This is a genomic window from Sphingobium xenophagum NBRC 107872, assembly GCF_000367345.1.
GTDB lineage: Bacteria > Pseudomonadota > Alphaproteobacteria > Sphingomonadales > Sphingomonadaceae > Sphingobium > Sphingobium xenophagum.
In genome coordinates, this window is record NZ_BARE01000037.1 from 13,834 (window position 1) to 30,313 (window position 16,480).

The 16,480-nt window shown below is 62.8% G+C and carries 20 protein-coding genes and 1 tRNA gene; 9 read left to right on the forward strand and 12 right to left on the reverse strand.

The window, feature by feature from the left end:
- Positions 1 to 34 precede the first annotated feature (34 nt).
- Both SX1_RS15800 and SX1_RS15805 read right to left on the reverse strand, forming a co-directional pair.
- Positions 35 to 1,267: a pyridoxal-dependent decarboxylase, exosortase A system-associated gene (locus SX1_RS15800; protein WP_026149818.1), complete on the reverse strand. Its 1,233-nt coding sequence runs from the start codon at positions 1,265 to 1,267 to the stop codon at positions 35 to 37.
- On the reverse strand, positions 1,264 to 2,784 hold the full coding sequence (locus SX1_RS15805) for an acyl-CoA ligase (AMP-forming), exosortase A system-associated (protein ID WP_019053774.1): 1,521 nt from the start codon (positions 2,782 to 2,784) through the stop codon (positions 1,264 to 1,266). Before SX1_RS15805 ends, SX1_RS15800 begins: the two co-directional genes overlap by 4 nt.
- A gap of 62 nt (positions 2,785 to 2,846) precedes the next feature.
- Here SX1_RS15805 and SX1_RS15810 point away from each other — a divergent pair, with 62 nt between their 5' ends.
- Positions 2,847 to 3,863, forward strand: a complete 1,017-nt coding sequence (locus SX1_RS15810; RefSeq protein ID WP_026149819.1) for a GNAT family N-acetyltransferase — start codon at positions 2,847 to 2,849, stop codon at positions 3,861 to 3,863.
- A gap of 28 nt (positions 3,864 to 3,891) precedes the next feature.
- Positions 3,892 to 4,182 carry a phosphopantetheine-binding protein gene (locus SX1_RS15815; protein ID WP_017181327.1) on the forward strand — a complete coding sequence of 97 codons (291 nt, stop codon included), beginning with the start codon at positions 3,892 to 3,894 and terminating at the stop codon, positions 4,180 to 4,182.
- Positions 4,183 to 4,289: 107 nt separating this feature from the next.
- Here SX1_RS15815 and trxB read toward each other — a convergent pair whose 3' ends face one another.
- The 5 genes from trxB to SX1_RS15840 all read right to left on the reverse strand — a co-directional run bounded on the left by trxB (position 4,290) and on the right by SX1_RS15840 (position 9,586).
- On the reverse strand, positions 4,290 to 5,252 hold the full coding sequence (gene trxB / locus SX1_RS15820) for a thioredoxin-disulfide reductase (RefSeq protein WP_019053776.1): 963 nt from the start codon (positions 5,250 to 5,252) through the stop codon (positions 4,290 to 4,292).
- A 190-nt stretch (positions 5,253 to 5,442) separates the two neighbouring features.
- Positions 5,443 to 6,180, reverse strand: coding sequence for a proteasome-type protease (locus SX1_RS15825; RefSeq protein WP_017181329.1), 738 nt, complete (start codon positions 6,178 to 6,180; stop codon positions 5,443 to 5,445).
- A gap of 24 nt (positions 6,181 to 6,204) precedes the next feature.
- A complete protein-coding gene (locus SX1_RS15830; protein ID WP_019053777.1) occupies positions 6,205 to 7,077 on the reverse strand; it encodes a transglutaminase family protein in 873 nt (290 codons plus the stop codon).
- A gap of 21 nt (positions 7,078 to 7,098) precedes the next feature.
- Positions 7,099 to 8,031 carry an alpha-E domain-containing protein gene (locus SX1_RS15835; protein WP_019053778.1) on the reverse strand — a complete coding sequence of 311 codons (933 nt, stop codon included), beginning with the start codon at positions 8,029 to 8,031 and terminating at the stop codon, positions 7,099 to 7,101.
- 145 nt (positions 8,032 to 8,176) lie between these two features.
- Positions 8,177 to 9,586: a circularly permuted type 2 ATP-grasp protein gene (locus tag SX1_RS15840; RefSeq protein ID WP_026149820.1), complete on the reverse strand. Its 1,410-nt coding sequence runs from the start codon at positions 9,584 to 9,586 to the stop codon at positions 8,177 to 8,179.
- Between the two features lie 139 nt (positions 9,587 to 9,725).
- Between SX1_RS15840 and SX1_RS15845 the strand changes: the two genes are divergently transcribed.
- From SX1_RS15845 to SX1_RS15870, 6 genes are all read left to right on the forward strand, one after another.
- Positions 9,726 to 10,562, forward strand: coding sequence for an alpha/beta hydrolase (locus SX1_RS15845; RefSeq protein WP_255209774.1), 837 nt, complete (start codon positions 9,726 to 9,728; stop codon positions 10,560 to 10,562).
- Positions 10,563 to 10,659: 97 nt separating this feature from the next.
- Positions 10,660 to 10,736: transfer RNA gene (locus SX1_RS15850), tRNA-Met, on the forward strand.
- A 308-nt stretch (positions 10,737 to 11,044) separates the two neighbouring features.
- Complete coding sequence (locus SX1_RS15855; RefSeq protein WP_006948571.1) at positions 11,045 to 11,260, forward strand: cold-shock protein; 216 nt, start codon at positions 11,045 to 11,047, stop codon at positions 11,258 to 11,260.
- Positions 11,261 to 11,337: 77 nt separating this feature from the next.
- On the forward strand, positions 11,338 to 11,550 hold the full coding sequence (locus SX1_RS15860) for a hypothetical protein (RefSeq protein WP_017181334.1): 213 nt from the start codon (positions 11,338 to 11,340) through the stop codon (positions 11,548 to 11,550).
- Positions 11,551 to 11,646: 96 nt separating this feature from the next.
- Complete coding sequence (locus tag SX1_RS15865; RefSeq protein WP_017181335.1) at positions 11,647 to 11,844, forward strand: hypothetical protein; 198 nt, start codon at positions 11,647 to 11,649, stop codon at positions 11,842 to 11,844.
- A complete protein-coding gene (locus SX1_RS15870; protein WP_026149821.1) occupies positions 11,844 to 12,203 on the forward strand; it encodes a glycine zipper 2TM domain-containing protein in 360 nt (119 codons plus the stop codon). The genes SX1_RS15865 and SX1_RS15870 overlap by 1 nt, the downstream gene beginning before the upstream one ends.
- Positions 12,204 to 12,262: 59 nt before the next feature.
- Here the strand turns inward: SX1_RS15870 and SX1_RS15875 are convergent, their stop codons facing one another.
- The 4 genes from SX1_RS15875 to SX1_RS15890 form a co-directional block, all read right to left on the reverse strand.
- Positions 12,263 to 13,192, reverse strand: coding sequence for an electron transfer flavoprotein subunit alpha/FixB family protein (locus SX1_RS15875; protein WP_019053782.1), 930 nt, complete (start codon positions 13,190 to 13,192; stop codon positions 12,263 to 12,265).
- A complete protein-coding gene (locus SX1_RS15880; RefSeq protein ID WP_026002082.1) occupies positions 13,189 to 13,938 on the reverse strand; it encodes an electron transfer flavoprotein subunit beta/FixA family protein in 750 nt (249 codons plus the stop codon). Before SX1_RS15880 ends, SX1_RS15875 begins: the two co-directional genes overlap by 4 nt.
- Before the next feature lie 96 nt (positions 13,939 to 14,034).
- Positions 14,035 to 15,234: an ADP-forming succinate--CoA ligase subunit beta gene (sucC, locus tag SX1_RS15885; RefSeq protein WP_017181339.1), complete on the reverse strand. Its 1,200-nt coding sequence runs from the start codon at positions 15,232 to 15,234 to the stop codon at positions 14,035 to 14,037.
- A gap of 146 nt (positions 15,235 to 15,380) precedes the next feature.
- Positions 15,381 to 15,704, reverse strand: a complete 324-nt coding sequence (locus SX1_RS15890) for a hypothetical protein (RefSeq protein ID WP_019053783.1) — start codon at positions 15,702 to 15,704, stop codon at positions 15,381 to 15,383.
- A gap of 74 nt (positions 15,705 to 15,778) precedes the next feature.
- Here SX1_RS15890 and SX1_RS15895 point away from each other — a divergent pair, with 74 nt between their 5' ends.
- The gene (locus SX1_RS15895; protein ID WP_026002083.1) at positions 15,779 to 16,177 is read left to right on the forward strand and encodes a low affinity iron permease family protein; all 399 of its coding nucleotides are present in this window, start codon (positions 15,779 to 15,781) and stop codon (positions 16,175 to 16,177) included.
- Between the two features lie 11 nt (positions 16,178 to 16,188).
- Here the strand turns inward: SX1_RS15895 and SX1_RS24260 are convergent, their stop codons facing one another.
- A complete protein-coding gene (locus SX1_RS24260; RefSeq protein ID WP_130754494.1) occupies positions 16,189 to 16,368 on the reverse strand; it encodes a hypothetical protein in 180 nt (59 codons plus the stop codon).
- Between the last annotated feature and the right edge of the window lie 112 nt (positions 16,369 to 16,480).

Consider the following 16,480-nt stretch of genomic DNA (forward strand, 5'->3'; position numbering starts at 1 on the left):
TAAAGATACCGTTAGGAGTTAAGTCACCAACAACTCAGCCAAGTAAAACTTCGCGAGGACTTGGGTGACCAAGAAATGCTGCCGGACTGGCCGATGCGCCATAGGCCCCGGCAAGGAAAATGGCGATCAGGTCGCCTTCCTGCACTGGTGGCAGCGCAATCCTGTCGCCCAGCCGGTCAATGGGCGTGCAGAGGCAGCCAACGACCGTCACGGGATCGGCGGCTGGCGGCGCGCCGAAATGGTTGGCGAGCGCGATCGGATAGTTGCGGCGAACCACCGTGCCGAAATTGCCGCTGGCCGCAAGTTGATGATGCAGCCCGCCATCGACGATAACGAAGGTTTCGCCCTGGCTGATCTTCACATCGATCACGCGGGTCAGATAGACACCCGCCTCCCCGACCAGCCAGCGGCCCAGTTCGATCGCAAAGGCGCTGCCCTTGAGAATATCCGGCAGCGATTCGAACGCTGTGTCGAGCGCAACGCCAATCGGGCGGATGTCGAGCGGCACGTCGCCGGGGAAATAGGCAAGGCCAAAGCCGCCGCCCAGATTGACCAGCGGCGGCGTGACGCCCACCGCTTCGGACAGGCGGGCGGCCAGCGCGATCGTCGCCGCCTGCGTCTCGATGATCGCCATAGCATCGAGATTCTGGCTACCGGCAAAGATGTGCCAGCCGCGCCAGTCCGCACCGCCATCGATCATCGCGCGGGCGAGCGCGGCGGCGCGATCGGCATCGACGCCAAAGGGTTTGGCCCCGCCACCCATCCGCATCCCTGATCCTTTGAGATCAAAGTCCGGGTTCACCCGCACGGCGACGCGCGGGGTCTTGCCTATCCGCTGGCCGATGGCGAGCGCGCGCCGCCCCTCCCCTTCGGATTCAAGGTTCAGCGTGACCCCGGCAAAGATCGCCGCTTCCAGTTCGTCATTGCGCTTGCCCGGCCCGGCAAAGCTGATCCGTGCCGGGTCCATGCCCGCCGCCAGAGCCATCTCCAGTTCACCGCCCGACGCAATGTCGAAGCCGTCCACCTGCTCCGCCATCGCCGTCAGCAGCGGCGCATAGGGGTTTGCCTTGATCGCATAATGGAGGTGAAGCGCCTGTGGCATGGCTTCGCGGAAACGGCGGATCTGCGCCCGGACAATGTCCATGTCATAGGCAAAGAGCGGCGTATCGCCCACTTCGTCGACCAGACTCGCCGCGCCATAGCCGCCGATCAGCAGCATCCCCTCTTCGCCCGCAAACCAAGCCGGGATCGGTCCCATCGGTTTCAAATGCCATACTCCCGCGCCAGCGCGACTCGATCAATCTTGCCGTTGGGATTGCGGGGAAATGCCGTCAGCACAAGGATTTCGCGCGGTTGCATGAAATTGGGCAGTTCCGCCTTGATGTGCGTGGAGACCGCCGGGGCAACGTCCGGGTCGGCGGAGCGGATCAGCAATTTGACCGCCTGCCCCAGCCGTTCATCCTTCACCCCCAGCGCCACCGCTTCGGCGACGCCCGGCACGGCCACCGCTGCCTCCTCTATCTCGGTCGGGCTGATCCGGTTGCCCGCCGACTTGATCATCGCATCGTCGCGCCCGACGAAATAGAGCAGGCCATCGGCATCGCGCCGCACCGTGTCGCCGGACCAGACCGCCATGCCGCCATAGCGGGACGCGGATGGCGCAGGCTTGAAGCGCTCGGCGGTACGGGCTGCGTCGCGCCAATAACCCTGGGCGACGAGGGGGCCGCAATGGACCAGTTCGCCCGGTTCGTCATCGTCAGTGATGCTGCCATCGGGGCGGACCACCAATATCTCGGCAAAGGGGATCGCCGACCCCATCGAGTCGGGGTGGCTCTGAACCAGGGCGGGCGGCAGATAGGTGGAGCGGAAAGCTTCGGTCAGGCCGTACATGGGATAAAGATCGGCCTTGGGAAACAGCGCGCGCAGCCGGGACACCAAAGGTCGGGTCAGCGCGCCGCCACTGTTGGTCAGCCGTTTGAGCTTGGCCGCTACCTCCGGCGGCCAATCCAGTTCGGTCAGCTGCACCCAGAGCGGCGGTACGCCAGCCAGCGTCGTGATGTCGCGCCGGTCGACCAGCTTCATGACGTCACGGGCCGTCAGATAGTCGAGCGGATAGACGCAGCCGCCGGCAAACCAGGTTGAGAGCAGTTGATTCTGGCCATAATCGAAGCTGAACGGCAGGACGCAGGCTGTGCGGTCCTGCGGCGTCAGACCCAGATAGTCGGCGACCGCGACCGCGCCCAGCCAGAGATTGGCGTGGCTGAGCATCACCCCCTTGGGCCGCCCGGTCGATCCGCTTGTGTAGAGGATGGCGGCGAGATCGTCCGGGGCTGCGGTCGAGGGTGCAAGCGCGGTACCACCACTCATGGCGCAGGCGGCGTCATCCTCCCGATGCAACTGGCACCCCTGCGGCACATCGCCCGGGGCCAGCGTCGCGAGTCGCGCCGTCGTGCCGATCAGCAGCGCCGCGCCGCTATCGGCCAGAATATGCGCCACCTGCGCATGTTTGAGCAGCGGATTGACCGGGACATGGACAAGACCCGCACGCGGCGCGGCGAGCGGCATCAGCGCCGCCACCGGCCCCTTGGCGATCCAGCTCGCCACCCGTGCGCCCGGCTCCAGTCCAAACCCCGCCAGCCAGCCTGCAAGCCGCCCCAGCGTTTCTTCCAGTTCGGCAAAATTATAGCTGCCCGACCGCCCGTCCAGCGCCGCCCGGTCCCGATCGCCGCGCAGCAGCAGGTGGTCGATCGGCAGGATCGTCATGGTCTGGTCTGTCTGGCGCATGCTTAACTCCATTTCCAGACTTTGCCCCTAAGCCTCACCTTCACGCATGCGGAGATAGTCGGTTGCCGACGACAAGGGAATATCACAGCCTCGCGCAAGTGCGGGACGCGCTGCAAGGCCGTCTCGATCGCGACGCCGTGCCCGGCCTGTTTGGCCGGTTCGACTGGTTCGATCTGCTGCATCGTCATTGTCTGGCCGATGTTCCGGTTCGGGTGGTCATGTCAGAGGATAATGGCGCGCAAGCCTGGCTGTTCCTGCTGGAACATGAAAGCCGTCGTCTGTCTGCGCTGGCCAACTGGTATAGTTTCGACTGGTCGCCGCTGTTCACGGGCAAGCCCGATGCGGCGCAGCGGGCACACCTGCTCGACACGCTGAGCCGCCACCTGTTGCGCAGCGCCAGCCAGATAGACCTCTATCCGGTCGAATCGAGCGTCGAACTGCTGGCCAGCCTGCGCCGGACCGGATGGTTTGCGCTGTCGCGGCCAATGGGCGGGCGGCATATTCTGGCGGTCGCCGGGCGGGATTTCGCGACCTATTGGGCCAGCCGCCCCGGTCGGCTGCGCACGCTGGTCAGGCGCCGGGCGCGGGCCAACCGCTATGACCTGTCGATCAGCGACCGGCTGACCGACGATCTGTGGCGCGATTATGTCGATGTGCACGGGCGCAGCTGGAAGGAGGCGGAACCCGGTCTGAATTTCCTGCGCGCGCTGGTCGAGCAGGAAAGTGATGCCGGGACGTTGCGGCTGGGCTTTGCGCGGGAGGCCGAGGGGAACAGGGGCCGCGCAGTCGCCACCCAATTATGGACGGTGGAAAATGGCGTCGCGCTCATCCACAAACTGTCCCATGATCGCGCTCATGACGCGGGATCGCCCGGCACGCTGCTGAGCCATGCCATGTTTGCCCAAGCGATCGATGGCGATCGGGTCGCGACGATCGACTATGGCACGGGCGATAATCCCTACAAGAGCGACTGGATGGAGGAGCGAGTACCGCTCCACCGCATCGACGCCTTCAACCCGCGCCATGCGTCCAACTGGCTGCCTGCGGCCCGAACAGCCATTTCCGCGCTTGTCGGATAGAGCGGGAATGACTAGGACGACGCCCATCATGCGGGCGCAATCTCCTCAGCCGGTCGACCGGACCGATGACATCGAGCTTCTGACGCGGGCGCTGTTGCGCGACGTGCTGGGCCTTTCGCAGGATCAGGTCGACGGGTTCGCGGCTGACACGCCCTTGTTCGGCGCGCTGCCGGAGCTGGATTCGATGGCGGTTGCTGGCTTGCTGACCGAGATGGAAGATCGTTTCGACATATTGATCGAGGATGACGACATCGACGGCGACACGTTCGAGACGTTCGGGTCGCTGGTCGCCTTTGCGCGGAGCAAGGTGGCGCAGTAATATCCGTTCGCCCTGAGCGAAGTCGAAGGGTCCGCCTGAACGTAGTGATGGCACTTCGCTCCGCTCAGTGGAAGGCTTCGACTTGGCTCAGCCCGAACGGCAAGTAGTCACGCCTCGACCATCGCCTCGAAATCCGCCTCGGCCAGGAATTTTTCCACGTCCAGCGCCGCCATGCAGCCCATGCCCGCCGCGGTCACCGCCTGGCGATAGATTTTGTCGGTCACGTCGCCTGCCGCGAACACACCGGGGATCGAGGTGCGGGTGGTGCCCTTTTCGACCAGCAAATAGCCCTCATCCATCGGCAGCTTGCCGGTGAAGAGTTCGGTTGCGGGATGATGGCCGATCGCGACGAAGCCGCCGTCGGTCGGCTCATGCGACTTTTCGCCGGTTACCGTGTCGATAAGGTCCACGCCGACCAGCCCTTCAGGCGTGCCGCCGCCGACGAATTTATCGACCGCCTTGTTCCACAGCACCTTGATATTCGGATGGGCGTGGAGCCGTTCCTGCAAGATCTTTTCGGCGCGCAGCGTGTCGCGGCGATGGATCAGGGTAACGTCATGGCTGTGGTTGGTGAGGTACAGCGCTTCCTCGACCGCGGTATTACCGCCGCCGATGACCACGACTTTCTTGCCGCGATAGAAAAAGCCGTCGCAAGTGGCGCAGGCGCTGACGCCCTTGCCCTGCAAATGCTCTTCCCCTTCTACGCCCAGCCATTTGGCCTGCGCGCCGGTGCAGATGACCAGCGTATCGGCGACATAGACGACGCCGCCGTCCCCGGTCAGGCGAAAGGGCCGCTGCGACAGGTCAACATCGACAATCTGGTCATACATCATCTGCGCGCCGACATGCTCGGCCTGCGCCTGCATCTGCTCCATCAGCCACGGCCCCTGGATCACATCCTTGAAACCGGGGTAATTTTCGACGTCGGTGGTGATGGTGAGCTGCCCGCCCGGCTGCATCCCCTGCACCACGATCGGCGCCAGACCCGCACGCGCGCCATAAATGGCGGCGGACAGGCCAGCAGGGCCGGAACCGAGGATGAGCATACGGGTCGAATGGGTGGCGGTCATATCAGGCTTTCAACTGCGATTCGTGTTGATGGGAGAGATAGGCCGTGACGGCGCGCAGGCAAGCGAAGGATTTGCTTGGGCGGTGCGAAGCGGGAGTGTGGGTAGCGCAAGGGATGATCCATCCGCCGCCGTCGATCGGCGCAACCTTGTGGCGAAAACGGGGCTGCTTCGCCTCCCCCTCCGGCCCTGCTCAATCCAAGACGTTGGGCAAATCCTCGAAACCCTTGCGCAGCGCAGCGCTCCAGCCCTGGGAGATCATGGCGAATTCTTCATTGTCGGCTTCGATGCGGGTGCGGACGCGGAAGTCGAACCTGTCGGTCGGGATGACCGTCAGGTCGAGCGGCATGCCGACGGACAGGTTGGAGCGCAGGGTTGAATCCATCGACACCAGCACCGCCTTCGTCGCGTCCTCCAGCGTCGTGTCGCGCGTGATGATGCGGTCCAGAATCGGCTTGCCATATTTATGCTCGCCGATCTGGAAGAAAGGCGTGTCCTCGGTCGCTTCGATGAAATTGCCCGCGCTGTAGACGAGGTAGAGCCGCGGCTTGCCGCCCCGGCGCTGGCCCGCGATCATGATAGAGGCGCTGGCGCCCGAACCACCCATTTCGATGCTTTCGCGGTATCGCGTCTGCATCGCGCGCATCGCATCGCCCACGATCTGCGCGACGCGGTGCATGGTGCTGCAATTGAGGATGGTTTCGATGTCGGGGTCGAGCTTGGCGTCCTTGATCGCCTTGCTGAGCGTGGCCTTCACCCCCTGCGTGATCGACAGGTTACCTGAACAAAGCAGGGTGATCGCCCGTTCGCCCTCAACCAGATAGGTGAAGCTCTTACGAAAGCGGGCGATATTGTCCATGCCCGCATTGGTGCGGGTGTCGGACAGCATGACCAGCCCCTGGTCAACCCGCACCGCCACACAATAGGTCATTCGTCCCCGTCCCCGAAAGCTGAATCAAAGCTGCGCGTTGGACGGCGGGATAGACTGCTGCTGTTGCCGCTGCAACTGCCGTTCCTCGACGCCATCAACCGCCTGCGCGATACGGACGTCCGCGTCAATCGAGATATCGCCCGCAACCGTGATCGTGCCCCGGATCGGCGCGGCCTCATCCGCGTCCAGTCCGCTGGCGACGCGCAGATAGCGTTCGGTCACGCAGACGCGGTTGGACGGATCGAAGCCGACCCACCCCAGTTCGGGAACCAGCGCCTCCGCCCAGCCATGGGTTTCATGCAATTCGCTGCCGTCGCCTGCCAGCAGATAGCCCGACACATAGCGCGCCGGGATGCCGAGCGAACGCGCCCCGGCGATGAAAATCTGGGCATGGTCCTGACACACCCCTGCCCCCAGCGCAAAGGCCTGCGCGGCGGTGGTGGCCGATGTCGTGACGCCCGCGCGATAGCCTACCGAGTCGATGACGGCGGCGGACAGCGCGTGCAGCCGGGCGAGCGGGCCGTCGCCTTCTGGCGTGGCGCGGGCCATGGCGGCGATACCGTCCGACGCGCGGGTGAGCGGCGTTTCGCGCAGGAAATAGCGCGGATTGACCCGGCTGACGGGAGCTCCGACGACGCCATGAGTCTCGCGGGTTTCGACCAGCCCTTCGGCGACGATGACGGCATTGTCCTGCCGATCATGGCGAATCCAGATGGTTTCCATCTCACCATAGCTGTTGGGGCGAAAATCCGTCAGCACATCGCCATTCACGCTGACCTGCCAATCCAGCACGGTCTGCGCCGGGGTATCGACCGGCATCAGCTTCAGCCGCATCGCCACGCGTCCGGCCGATGCGTCATAGCGATAGACGGTCTGGTGGCGGACAAGCAATTTCATGAAAGGCCCCCCTTCCCCCTTCTAGCCGAAATGATAGGCTTGGGCGATTTCCATGCCCAGTTGGTTGGTCATTTGCAGCCCGTGCTGCACCGTTTCATGCAGGCCGAAGCGGAAGATTTCCCCACTGTCGAGCTGTTCGAGCGCGCTCACCATCTGCTGCACCGTCTCATGGCAGGGGTTGCGCGTGCCGTGCCACCCTTCCAGCCGGTGCAGGCGATAGGCCAGCTGGTCGTAGCAATAGGCGACACTGCGCGGAAACATGCGGTTGAGCATCAGGAAATCGGTGATCTGCCAGGGCGTGTAAGTGCCGCCATAGACATGATGATAGGCACGGCTGCCCGACAGTGCATGCAGCACCGATGTCCATTGATAATGGTCGCGATTGCCGCCGATGACTTCGGTTTCCGGCAGCAGGACATAATATTTGACGTCAAGCAGCCGCAGCGTCATCTGCGCCCGTTCCAGCGCGGAGCCGCAGCGCAGGAAATCATGGCCTTCATTGCGCAACTGGCCCGAATGAGTGGCGCCGCGAAAGGTCATGACGCGGGTCTTGACCCAGTCGATAAGGGCCGGAAGTTGCTGCCGCGCTTCGGACACATCATAGCTGTCGAGCTTGCGCCAGCCGTCGTTGAGCGCTTCCCACATATCCTGCGTCAGCATGGTGCGCGCCGATTTGGCGTTGGACCGGGCTTTGAGCAGGCAGGAGCGGATCGAACTGGGATTGTCGAGGTCCAGCATCAGGAAGGAGACGACATCGCTTTCCGTCACCTGCACCCCTTCGGGAAACTGGTGGCCGCTGCCAGTCGCGCGCACGACGGAACGCCATTCGTCGCGATGATGCGCGCCGGGCAATATCGCCATGCGCTGCCCCATGGTCAGCAGCCGGGCGGTGGCTTCGGCCCGCTCCATATAGCGCGCCATCCAGTAGAGATTTTCGGCGGTCCGGCTCAGCATGTGGGATACCCCCTTCCCCATTCGCCCTGAGCCTGTCGAAGCCTGTCCTGAGCTTCGCCGAAGGCGGCTGTTCTTTCTTGAAGAGACGTGCAGGGCTTCGACAAGCTCAGCCCGAACGGATGTAGGTGTGTGTGGCGAGCCATCATCAATCCTGCATGACCCATGTGTCCTTCACGCCGCCGCCCTGGCTGGAATTGACGACCAGCGACCCTTCGGTCAGCGCAACGCGGGTCAGGCCGCCCGGCACCAGCCGCAATTGCTTGCCGACCAGGCAATAGGGACGGAAATCGGCGTGGCGACCCACGACGCTGGCGGGGCCGAGCGTGGGGACGGTGGACAGGTCCAGCGTCGGTTGCGCAATGAACTTGCCCGGATCGGCGCGGATGCGCGCGGCATAGGCCTCCACTTCGTCCTTCGACGATTTCGGCCCGATCAACATGCCGTAGCCGCCCGATCCATGGACTTCCTTGGCCACCAGATCGTGCAGATTTTCCAGCACATAGGCGCATTCGTCCGGCTTGCTGCATTGCCAGGTCTGGATATTGTCCAGGATTGGCGCCTCGCCCAGATAGAAGCGGATCATTTCGGGCACGTAGATATAGACCGCCTTGTCATCGGCGATGCCCGATCCGGGTGCCGAAGCCAGCGTCACGCCGCCATTGCGATAGACGTTGAAAATGCCCGGGACGCCGAGCAGACTGTCCGGGCGGAACACCAGCGGATCGAGATATTCGTCATCGATACGGCGATAGATGACGTCGACGGCCTTCGGTCCCAGCGTGGTTTTCATCCACACCCGGCCTTCATCTACGAACAGGTCCGCCGGTTCGACCAGTTCGACGCCCATCAGGTCGGCGAGGAAACTATGCTCATAATAGGCGCTGTTAAGCGATCCAGGCGTCAGCACGACGACGACCGGATCGCCGGTGCAGGCGGGTGGCGCGACTTCTTTCAGGCTCTTCAACAGCTCGGCGGGATAGTCGTCGACCGGCGCGACAATTCCCTGCGCGAACAGTTCAGGGAACATGCGCGTCATGATGTCGCGATTTTCGAGCATGTAGGACACGCCCGACGGGGTGCGGCAATTATCCTCCAGCACTTCAAAACTGCCCGGCCCGGTGCGAACGATGTCGATGCCCACAATATGGCTATAGACTTTGCCGGGGGGCGAAAAATCGGCCATTTCGGCCAGATAGGCGCTGTTCTGGTAGATGATGTCGGCGGGCATGATGCCGGCCTTCACAATCTCACCGCGATGATAGACGTCGTGCAGGAAGGCGTTGAGCGCACGGGCGCGCTGGCGAATGCCCTTGTCCAGCACACGCCATTCCTGCGCGGTGAAGATGCGCGGCAGCAGGTCGAAGGGGATCAGTCGTTCAGGATCGCCCCCCTCCCCATAGACGGCGAAGGTGATGCCGATGCGGCGGAAGATCGCCTCTGCCTCGTCCAGTCGACGATTAAGCCCGGAAATGCCCGTTCGCTCCACCCATTTCTGCACTTCAGCGTAGCAGGGGCGTATCGAACCATCAGGCTCAAACATTTCATGGAAGGGCAAGTTGTCGATCCTCCCTCAGCCAATATGGCTGGTTGTGCGTTGCAACATTAGGACGTGGCGCAAAAAAGATTGCAACAGAAAAATCGCGCAGACGCCCGCCATTACGCTATTCCCGCCTGCAAACGGCATGGGAATGATGATGCAGGGCAGAAAAACAGGGCTGGTCGCGGCGGCATTGATGCTGGCGTCCTGCGCTTCGGGCATACGCGAACAGATATACAAGGCCGACGCCACGCCCATCAGCGTCGCCCAATGGACCAAGGCGCCGCCCCAGCCTTTGCCGGTACGGACCGAGGACGGGCTGTCACTGACCGGCTATTATTGGCCGGGTGATCCAGGCGATCATGACGTCATCCTCTTCTTCCACGGGCGCGGATCGAACCAGGGGGTCGCCGCGCGCTATGCCGAACATCTGACCGGGCATGGCGATCATGTCATCGTCGTGTCCTATCGCGGCTTTGGCGGCAATCCGGGCAGCCCGACACAGGCAGGACTGGTGGCGGACGGCCGCGCCTTCGTCACGCGGGCGCGGCAACTTGTCGGAACGGACGCCCATGTCTTTCTGGTCGGCCATTCGCTGGGCGGCGCGGTGGCGCTGCATGTCGGGGCGACAGCGTCGGTAACCGGTGTGGTCACCCTGTCGACCTTCGACAAGCTGGCGGAATCGGCACCCGGCGCAGTCGGCCTGCTGCTGCCAGACAAATGGAACAATCTGGATGCCGCGACCAAGATCCACGCTCCGCTGGTGATGATGCTGGGCACTGCCGACGACCGGGTGGAATTGAGCCAGGCCGACGCGCTGTTCGATGCCGCGGGGACTCCCGCTACCTTGCTGACCATGCCGGGCGCGGGCCATAATCCCGACATGAGCCAGCTTGGTCCGCTGGTGAACGAAGCCGTCGGCGCGATCGATTCGGGCACGATCGCGGCTTATCCCGCGGCCCTGCCGCCAGGCTGGAGCGTACGTCGCAAATAAGTTGCGTTCTACCTGCATTACCCCCGTTGACCGACCCGCCCCTGCTGCGTATAGCGCCGCCTCACCGCAGGGCCACACGCCCCGCGCGGCCCCATGGGGCGGAGTAGCTCAGCTGGTTAGAGCAGCGGAATCATAATCCGCGTGTCGGGGGTTCAAGTCCCTCCTCCGCTACCATTTTCCAGACATTTATCCGTCGTGAGCGCCCAATGCAGCGTCGCTGCGTCGATCGCCGCTGGATTGGCGCGGTTGCCGGGAGGACGGGCCGGTCAAGCCGGGTGACGGATCGGGTGAATCGGGTTGCGCGGAAGGCCGCGGATCGTTGCGTGATTTGCTATTTGCCGTCGCCTGCCCTACATGAGCGATGCTACAGTCGCAAATCGACGGTCTTCGGCGCTTTGCGGCACCTACTTCCTTCTTTCCCTGCCCCTTAGCAACCCGGCGCGTCCACACGGGGTTCGCCGCACAGAAAGAAGGAATACCACATGAGCAGCATCACTGGCGTCGTCAAATTCTTCAACGCCGACAAGGGCTATGGCTTCATCGCCCCCGACAATGGCGGCGCAGACGCATTCGTTCACATCAGCGCCGTCGAGCGCGCTGGCCTGGCTACCCTGCGTGAAAAGGACCGCGTGTCCTATGACCTGGAGCAGGACAAGCGCGGCAAGATGGCTGCGGTGAACATCGCCCACGCTGAATAATTCAGACGGCCCGGATCGGGCGCGGGGGTCTTCCTTCGCGCCCGGCCCATTCATCCTTTGACATCAAGGAGAGCCAAATGGCCGTTACCGACTATCATAGCCTCGCCGCGCAAGCCCGCTCCGATGCCGACGCCGCGACGCTCAGCAATGTCCGCGATCGCTGCCTTCGCGCCGAAGCCGCCTGGCTGGCCATGGCCAAACGTCAGGATCTGACCGACACGGCCCGCGCCCGCCGGGAAGCCGCCGCTGCCGACGCCCGCGCCGAACGGCTGTCCGACGAGGCCGAGTAACTTTTCCGCTCTCTTTGTTGTCCGCACCGCCGGAACCCATGGCGTCGCCGCCCGTTGATCGGCCGACATCTTGGACACCAACAAAGGAGCCACTCCATGATCCGCACCCTGATTTTCGGCGCTATCGCCGGCTATGTCGGCAAGAAGCTGTATGACGACGGCAAGCTTGACCAGTTCCGCGACGATCTCGTCGCCCGCTACAATCAAGCCAAGGCCGACCTGTCCGACCAGCGCGTCGCCGACAGCAAGCCGGTGACGCAGGTGAACCACAACACCAGTCCGCTGGTGTCGTGATGCACAAACCCCTCCTGGCCATAGCCATGGTCGCGATGCTGCCGCTGGGCGCATGCGTATCGGATGGTGGCGGAAACCGTGGCTATGGTTATGACCGCCCCGGCGATCGCCGCGGCCCGCCCCGTTACCAGCGCCGTCCGATCCGCGATGACGAACAAATCTACCGTGATCGCGATGGCCGCTATTATTGCAAACGGGACGACGGCACGACCGGCACGATAGTCGGCGCGATTGCCGGCGGCGTGTTGGGCAATGTCATCGCTCCGGGCGGTTCAAAAACGCTCGGCACGATCCTTGGCGGCGGCGCAGGCGCCCTTGCCGGACGGGCCATCGATCGGAACGATGTAAGCTGCGAGTAACATCAAAAAGGGCGCGGGATTTTCCACCCGCGCCCTTTTTTTCATTGGCGTTTGCCTGATTACAGCTTGCCGGTCAGTTCCGGCACCACCTTGAAGAGATCACCGACCAGGCCGATGTCGGCCACCTGGAAGATCGGCGCATCTTCATCCTTGTTGATCGCGATGATGGTCTTGCTGTCCTTCATGCCGGCCAGATGCTGGATCGCGCCGGAAATGCCGACCGCGACATAGACTTCCGGGGCGACGATCTTGCCGGTCTGCCCGACCTGATAGTCGTTGGGCACATAGCCTGCATCGACCGCCGCGCGCGACGCGCCGACAGCCGCGCCCAGCTTGTCCGCCAGCGGGAAGATAACTTCCTCGAACGTCGGCCCATCCTTGAGCGCGCGGCCACCCGACACGATGATCTTGGCGCTGGTCAGTTCAGGACGCTCCAGCTTGGCGATTTCCGCACCCACGAAGGACGACATGCCCTTGTCGCCGGTCGAGCTCACGGCTTCCACCGTTGCCGATCCACCGTCCCGCGACGCCTTGTCGAACGCCGTGCCGCGCACGGTTATCACCTTCTTGGCGTCCTTCGACTTGACCGTCGCGATCGCGTTGCCCGCATAGATTGGCCGGGTGAACGTGTCTTCGCTCTCGACCGACAATATGTCGCTGATCTGCATGACGTCGAGCAGAGCGGCGACGCGCGGCGCGATATTCTTGCCATTGCTGGTGGCGGGCGCAACGAAGGCATCATGATGCCCCATCAGTTCCACGATCAGCGGTGCGACATTTTCGGGGAGTGCATGGCCAAAGGCCGCGTCATCAGCGACATGAACCTTGCCAACGCCCGCAATCTTCGCGGCCTCTTCCGCGACCGCGCTGACGCCTTCGCCAGCGACCAGCAAATGCACTTCGCCCAGCTTTGCCGCTGCCGTGACGGCGGAAAGCGTGGCATCCTTGACGGCACCGCCGTCATGTTCGACCCAAACGAGCGTTTTCATGCGGCAACTCCCATAGCCTTGAGCTTGGCAACCAGTTCATCGACATCGGCGACCTTGACGCCCGCGGTGCGCTTGGGCGGTTCGACGACCTTGAGCGTTTCCAGCCGTGCGCCGATGTCAACGCCATAATCGGCAGGTGTTTTCTGCGCGAGGGGCTTGCTCTTCGCCTTCATGATGTTGGGCAGCGAGGCATAGCGCGGCTCGTTCAGACGCAGGTCGGTGGTGACGATCGCGGGGGTGGACAGCTTGACCGTCTCCAGCCCGCCATCGACTTCGCGGGTTACCGACACGCTGTCGCCTTCAACCTCTACCTTCGATGCAAAAGTGCCCTGCGGCAGGTTCAGCAGCGCCGCCAGCATCTGGCCGGTCTGGTTGCTGTCATCGTCGATCGCCTGCTTGCCCAGGATGATCAGGCCAGCGCCTTCCTCTTCCTGCACCTTGGCGAGCAGCTTGGCCACGCCCAGCGGCTCGACCTCGTCATCGGTCTGGATCAGGATCGCCCGGTCGGCGCCCATGGCGAGCGACGTGCGCAGCGTTTCCTGCGCCTTGGCAACGCCGATCGACACCGCGATCACCTCGGTCGCCACGCCCTTTTCCTTGAGACGGATGGCTTCTTCGACCGCGATCTCGTCAAACGGGTTCATGCTCATCTTGACGTTCGCCAGATCAACACCCGTCCCGTCCGCCTTGACGCGCGGTTTTACGTTATAATCGATCACCCGCTTCACGGGGACAAGGATCTTCATTTCAACATCCTCCATTATAAATGCCAACACGGGCGCGGGCAGCCCGAAACCGGACTACCCGCACCCAAATGGTGTCAGTTCAGGTGAAAAGCGGCCTCAGGCTGCCTTCCTCACTTCTGCGACGATCTTGCGTGCTGCGTCGCCCAGATCGTCCGCCGGGACGATGGCCAGGCCCGAAGCCGCGAGAATGTCCTTGCCCTGCTGCACATTGGTGCCTTCCAGGCGAACCACCAGCGGGACCGACAGGTCAACTTCCTTGGCTGCGGCCACGATACCATCGGCGATGATGTCGCACTTCATGATGCCGCCGAAAATGTTGACCAGGATACCCTTGACCGCAGGGTCCTTCAGAATGATCTTGAACGCTGCGGTCACCTTTTCCTTCGAAGCGCCGCCGCCGACGTCCAGGAAGTTGGCGGGGAACTCGCCGTTCAGCTTGATGATGTCCATCGTCGCCATGGCCAGGCCAGCGCCGTTGACCATGCAGCCGATATTGCCGTCCAGCTTGATATAGGCGAGGTCATATTCGGATGCTTCGACTTCGGCCGCATCTTCCTCGGTCAGGTCGCGCAGTTCGGCGATGTCCTTGTGGCGGAACATGGCGTTGCCATCGAAACCGACCTTGGCGTCCAGCACCAGCAGGTTGCCCTGCTTGGTCAGCGCCAACGGATTGACTTCGATCTGCTCGGCATCGGTGTCCAGGAAGGCGGCATAGAGCGAGCCTGCGACCTTGGACGCCTGCTTGGCCAGATCACCGGTCAGGCCCAGCGCGGCAGCCACCGAACGGCCATGATGCGGCATGAAGCCGGTCGCCGGATCGACGGAGAAGCTATGGATCTTTTCAGGGGTCGAATGGGCGACTTCCTCAATATCCATGCCGCCTTCGGTCGATACGACGAACGCGATCCTGCTGCTGGCGCGATCGACCAGCAGGGCAAGGTAGAATTCCTTGTCGATGTCGGCGCCGTCGGTGATGTAGAGGCGGTTGACCTGCTTGCCCGCGTCGCCGGTCTGGATCGTCACCAGCGTGTTGCCCAGCATGTCGGCCGAGTGCGCCTTGACCTCATCCAGATTGAAGGCGAGGCGAACGCCGCCCTTGGCTTCGGCGGGCAGTTCCTTGAACTTGCCCTTGCCGCGGCCACCGGCATGGATCTGCGACTTTACGACATAAAGCGGTCCGGGCAGCTTCTTGGCGGCCTCGACAGCTTCCTCGACCGAGAAAGCGGCATAACCGGCGGCGATCGGCGCGCCATATTTCGCGAGCAGTTCCTTCGCCTGATATTCATGAATATTCATGGAGCGTGCCGTCCTTTTCCATCGAACCGTGATGGCGACGGCTAAAGCACAGACAGGATTGCAGGGCCAGAGTGATTTCGCAAAACGACTTTGCAAAATTGCAAAACCTTTGCGAAGCGTCAGCGCGGATTATTGCAAAATAACGCCTAGAGAGCGCAGTTGATCGCTGCCTTGCTGGTGACCAGAAAAATCTCCGGATCCTCCAGCGCGCGCACCTTATAGAGGAACCGATCCACGCTCATTTCGCCCATGTGAGACTTGCGGAGCGATGCGAGCGACTGGAGCCGGCGCAACTGCGCCAGGCTGAGCCGGTCGACCATGCGTTCGGCCATGCAACCCGCCATCCGGGGCGACAATCCGGCTTCCACCAGCCCGGCCCGCAGACGTGATTCGGGCGAAACAGTGGCGCAGGACGCCAGCAGGGATGCGGTGAGAGCGCAGGCAAGCGCGCGAAAAGCGATGGCTGTCATGCGCGCTTCATGGCAACTAGCGCCTGAACGCAGCATAAATACACGCCGCGCGGCGTGCCAAGGAATAGAGCATGATGGACAGATTTTTCGCCGCCCTGTCGCACCGGGTCGCCAGCTGGGCCGGACAACCATTGGCCTTCATTCTGGCAAGCGCCGTCGTGCTGGTCTGGGTCGCCACGGGTCCGATCTTCAATTATTCCGACACATGGCAACTGGTCATCAATACCGGCACCACCATCGTCACATTCCTGATGGTGTTCCTGATCCAGAATGCGCAAAATCGGGACGGATCAGCAATCCAGGCGAAGCTGGACGAATTGATCCGCGCCGTGGACAATGCGCGCAACGATTTTATCGGCATCGAACATCTGACCGAAGCCGAATTGCAGCGGATCAAGGCCGTGCTGGAAAAGGAATGTGGCGACGACGCGACTCATCATCTCGCGATCGAGCGATTGCTGGAGCGTCGCTGACGTCCGCACCATCAATGGGCGCGGACGATCAGCCTTTCATTTTCCTGCCGATAGGCATCGACCTGTTCGATGTAGCGCTGCGCCATATCTTCATAGGCGGTGCGCCCTTCGCGTGACGGGCTGGCCTGCGCCTTGATCAGCGACATCTGCTGACGGTGCAGCAGATAATTGATGTCCGTCTCCATACTCATATTCGCCCTCCTCCGGTATCGCGACTAGAAGAATTGGTCGATTATTGGCGGCATGGCGCGACGCGCGCAGCCATGCCGCGGATACGTGTATAGCATAGGAATATCGCCTTGG

Coding starts and splice junctions, on each gene's coding strand:
- SX1_RS15805 (WP_019053774.1), bottom strand. CDS start 2,784: ATGCGCCAGACAGACCAGACCATGACGATCCTGCCGATCGACCACCTG.
- SX1_RS15815 (WP_017181327.1), top strand. CDS start 3,892: ATGCGGGCGCAATCTCCTCAGCCGGTCGACCGGACCGATGACATCGAG.
- trxB (WP_019053776.1), bottom strand. CDS start 5,252: ATGACCGCCACCCATTCGACCCGTATGCTCATCCTCGGTTCCGGCCCT.
- SX1_RS15825 (WP_017181329.1), bottom strand. CDS start 6,180: ATGACCTATTGTGTGGCGGTGCGGGTTGACCAGGGGCTGGTCATGCTG.
- SX1_RS15830 (WP_019053777.1), bottom strand. CDS start 7,077: ATGAAATTGCTTGTCCGCCACCAGACCGTCTATCGCTATGACGCATCG.
- SX1_RS15835 (WP_019053778.1), bottom strand. CDS start 8,031: ATGCTGAGCCGGACCGCCGAAAATCTCTACTGGATGGCGCGCTATATG.
- SX1_RS15845 (WP_255209774.1), top strand. CDS start 9,726: ATGCAGGGCAGAAAAACAGGGCTGGTCGCGGCGGCATTGATGCTGGCG.
- SX1_RS15855 (WP_006948571.1), top strand. CDS start 11,045: ATGAGCAGCATCACTGGCGTCGTCAAATTCTTCAACGCCGACAAGGGC.
- SX1_RS15860 (WP_017181334.1), top strand. CDS start 11,338: ATGGCCGTTACCGACTATCATAGCCTCGCCGCGCAAGCCCGCTCCGAT.
- SX1_RS15865 (WP_017181335.1), top strand. CDS start 11,647: ATGATCCGCACCCTGATTTTCGGCGCTATCGCCGGCTATGTCGGCAAG.
- SX1_RS15870 (WP_026149821.1), top strand. CDS start 11,844: ATGCACAAACCCCTCCTGGCCATAGCCATGGTCGCGATGCTGCCGCTG.
- SX1_RS15875 (WP_019053782.1), bottom strand. CDS start 13,192: ATGAAAACGCTCGTTTGGGTCGAACATGACGGCGGTGCCGTCAAGGAT.
- SX1_RS15880 (WP_026002082.1), bottom strand. CDS start 13,938: ATGAAGATCCTTGTCCCCGTGAAGCGGGTGATCGATTATAACGTAAAA.
- sucC (WP_017181339.1), bottom strand. CDS start 15,234: ATGAATATTCATGAATATCAGGCGAAGGAACTGCTCGCGAAATATGGC.
- SX1_RS15890 (WP_019053783.1), bottom strand. CDS start 15,704: ATGACAGCCATCGCTTTTCGCGCGCTTGCCTGCGCTCTCACCGCATCC.
- SX1_RS15895 (WP_026002083.1), top strand. CDS start 15,779: ATGGACAGATTTTTCGCCGCCCTGTCGCACCGGGTCGCCAGCTGGGCC.
- SX1_RS24260 (WP_130754494.1), bottom strand. CDS start 16,368: ATGAGTATGGAGACGGACATCAATTATCTGCTGCACCGTCAGCAGATG.